At 65.5% G+C, this 249-nt stretch carries 1 protein-coding gene; it reads left to right on the forward strand.

Annotation, left to right across the window (positions count from 1 at the left end; genetic code table 11):
• Positions 1-249, forward strand: a 249-nt coding sequence (locus KVT39_RS37130; protein ID WP_306795637.1) for a TrbI/VirB10 family protein, incomplete at both ends; no start/stop codon positions are given.

A 249-nucleotide genomic window follows, 5' to 3' on the forward strand; every position in this document is an offset into this window, starting at 1 on the left:
CCTGTCCCCGGGCCAGAAGCGGGTGTTCGTGCTGTCGGCCCGCATCAAGACGCCCTACGGCGACACGGTCGAAATCGACTCGCCGGCGGGCGATGCGCTCGGCCGAATGGGTATTGACGGTTATGTGGATAACCACTGGCGCGAGCGCTTCGGCGCGGGGCTGCTGCTCGGCTCAGTTCAGGACGCAAACGGCTATCTGTCTACGCGCGGCGGCAATACCAACGGCTCGGTGGTGTTCCAGAGCACGCA

It is taken from the genome of Burkholderia sp. GbtcB21 (assembly GCF_019091065.1).
GTDB lineage: Bacteria > Pseudomonadota > Gammaproteobacteria > Burkholderiales > Burkholderiaceae > Burkholderia > Burkholderia pyrrocinia_C.